General features: G+C 64.9%; 2 protein-coding genes. Both read left to right on the top strand.

The window, feature by feature from the left end:
- Nucleotides 1-601: 601 nt before the first annotated feature.
- Complete coding sequence (locus ACLP25_RS00265; RefSeq protein ID WP_442467248.1) at nt 602-1,156, top strand: hypothetical protein; 555 nt, start codon at nt 602-604, stop codon at nt 1,154-1,156.
- A 392-nt stretch (nt 1,157-1,548) separates the two neighbouring features.
- The gene (locus ACLP25_RS00260; RefSeq protein ID WP_442467247.1) at nt 1,549-2,721 is read left to right on the top strand and encodes a trypsin-like peptidase domain-containing protein; all 1,173 of its coding nucleotides are present in this window, start codon (nt 1,549-1,551) and stop codon (nt 2,719-2,721) included.
- The last annotated feature ends 115 nt before the right edge of the window (nt 2,722-2,836 follow it).

The following is a 2,836-nucleotide window of genomic DNA, read 5'->3' as shown; positions in this document are numbered from 1 at the left end:
CCACGCGCCGAAGGGCGCCCCCGCCGCGGACCGCTTTCTTGCCAGGCCGCGAGAGGATGGAATCGTTGCGGATCCGCGCGAGCGCTTCGATCATCGTGGTCTCTCCGATCTGTCGTCTCCGGGGACGCGGCTCCGCACCGCGACCGGATAACCCGGGTTGCGATCCAGGCGTCCCGCCCGATTGATCGCAGGCGCGTCTTAACCCATCGTTAAGGTTGAGAAGTCGGTTACCAATTCCGTAGCTTCGACGCCATGGTGGTAAAAAATTCCTGAAATGCGGTCGTGTCCCGGCTGGCGGCGTAGCCGCGACGGAGCAAACCGCTGGCGAAGCGCGCTCCCCGCAGCTGGCGGGGCCAATCCAGCCGGGCCCCGTCCGCGTCGCCGGATCCGAACCGCCGGCGAAGCGGTTGATCGTCAAGCTCTGGGACATCGTTCGACAATCGCGAAGCTATCCGGAAACGATGAAGCGGCCCGACGCTCGCCCGCGCATTCTGGTGGTGGACGCAGTCCCGCCAAACCGGTCTCCGTCGTGCCGCGGGCGATTCGTTCCGAAACGCAGGCACGCTTGCAATCGGTCGATCTCGCTCGCCGGGGAATTTGAATGGAAATCGAGCTCAATTTCGAGCGCAACGAAATCTATGAATGCGGCGCAACGCTGCTCTCCGTGCTCGCCTGTCCGAAAGCCTCCGATGAGGACAAGTGGCCCGAGCTTCATGCGTCGTTGTGCAGGAAGGCCCTCTTGATCAAATACATGTTGGCGCAGGACGACTGGACCCCGGTTCCCGTCAAACTGCGGTATGTCTTCCGCGACGCGAAGCGCGTCGATCGAGACTTCCAGTTTGTGGGCAGGCGGATCAGTGACCGCATGATCGCAGGCCGAATGGCGGTTCCATTCATTTGGCGCGCCGAACTCGGCGACGCGTTCCTTCTCCCTCGTGGGATTGAGCGACTCTCGGTCAATCAGATGTCGCAGTACGTGGTCAATGACGCGGGTCAGGCGGATCCGGAAAACGTCGAAAGCGTCGCTGTTCGCCGAACCGGTGTTGCCCCGGAACGCAAGCGGCGAAGGCGAAACGATTTCATCGTACTCCGCCTATCAGGGATCGGTCGCCGAGATCGACGACATCGACGAGGTGGCGCGCAAGCCGATCGTTGAACAACTGACGGCGAGGCTCGAGTCGCTGAGGCCGGCGTTGGCCGACGCCGAAATCGGGGGGAAGATTTCCCGCTGGCTCGACATATCGAGCCCGCGCGACATCCTGTCGATCGGCGGCGAACCCGTGCTCGTGAACTGGGGCATTTTGCCGCGCTCAGTCAGCAGCCGCGACGAACGGATCGCACACTTCGAAAGCACGCTGGGCCGCTATGCGCCGTGGCTGTCCTCCGCCGTCGTCGACCAATCTCCGGCAAAACCGCCTGTGGAAGTCCCGGGCGAAGCGCCGCCCGCCGCTTCGGCGGCGCCGCCAGAGAACATGGCTGCGGGAACAGAGACTCCCCCGCTGCATAGAGCCGCGCCGGCCCTGGCTCGTCCCCTTGGCGGCCTGCGCATTGGCGGCTTTGGCACTTGCGGCGATCTCCGTTCCTGGCGTCCTCATCTACCCCTCGTTCACGACGGGCTCGACGGCTGCGAACGCGTTCGAGTTGGAGCGGCTCAAGGCGTCAAACGATTCTCTGGAATCGCAGCTGAAAGCGCCGGACCAGGCGCTTGACGGCAAGGTCTGCCGGCCCGCCGACTTTTCGGTTCCGGTGCCGGACCTGGCCCCCGAGCCCAGCCCTGCCGGCTCGGGCGAAGCGCCCGCGCTGCAGGTCGATCCGAAACCGCCCGAGCAGGCGCAACTCCCGCAGTCTCCGTCCCGCGGCGCTCAAGGACCAGCGACGGCAGGCGCTTTGCTCGACAAGTCGACCGTCCTCACTATTGCGTTCACGGGCGAAACCGGCGATCAGGTGTCGTTCTCGCAGGGCTCCGGCTTCCTGGTCGGCGATCACACCGTGGTGACCAACCATCACGTGGTCAAAGGCGTCGAGGCCAACCGTATTTTTGTCGCCAACAAAAGCATCAGCAGCATTCGTCAAGTCAAGAGCGTGACCCTGTCGCAACCGCCGCCCGTCGAAAGCGACATCCGGGCCGACCTGGCGGCGCTCGAGATCGAGCCGGTCTCGGGGATGACCGGCTTGCCGATCGGCCCTTCGCCGCCGAAACTGGCGACCGCCTACGTCGCCGGTTTTCCCGGGTTTCTGACCGGACGCGACACGAAGTTTGAAACCTTCTGGAACTCGCTGATCCACGGCGTTTTCGACCCTGCGGAAACCGATCGTGCGCTGGCTCAACAGAACATTGAGGCGCCGAGCGCCGATCTCGAGGCAGGAACCGTCAACAACAAGATGAATACCGGCAGTGCGCAGCCTCCGATTCTGCTCCACGACATGCAACTCGCGCCAGGCAACAGCGGAGGTCCGCTGATCGACAGTTGCGGCCGCCTGATCGGCGTCAATACGATGCTGTTTCCGAGCGACAAGGGCACGCGCCAGGGAAATGTCGCCCAAGACGTCGAGACCGTGCGAAATTTCCTCGCCCAGAACCACATCACGTTCGCCTCGGACGAAACGGTTTGCGGGGCGGCGAACGGAGCGCCTCCGCCAACGCCCGCGCCGGCCCCGGGTCAAACGCCCGCTCCGGAACACGGTCCGACGCCGCCCTCGCCTTCCGCCGCTCGGCCCTAGGAGAGGCCGCCGTGCGCGGTAACCGGGGCAAATCTCCGGGCGGTGGGATCAGCTTGGGGCGGGCGCGATGAGGCTGGCGAGGGGCGGGACGTGCGGTCCGGGGATGCCGAGTCGG

Source organism: Roseiarcus sp. (assembly GCF_052145395.1).
Taxonomy (GTDB): domain Bacteria; phylum Pseudomonadota; class Alphaproteobacteria; order Rhizobiales; family Beijerinckiaceae; genus Roseiarcus.
The sequence above is the reverse complement of the archived record's forward strand: the minus strand, read 5'-3'. Positions and strand labels throughout refer to the sequence as shown.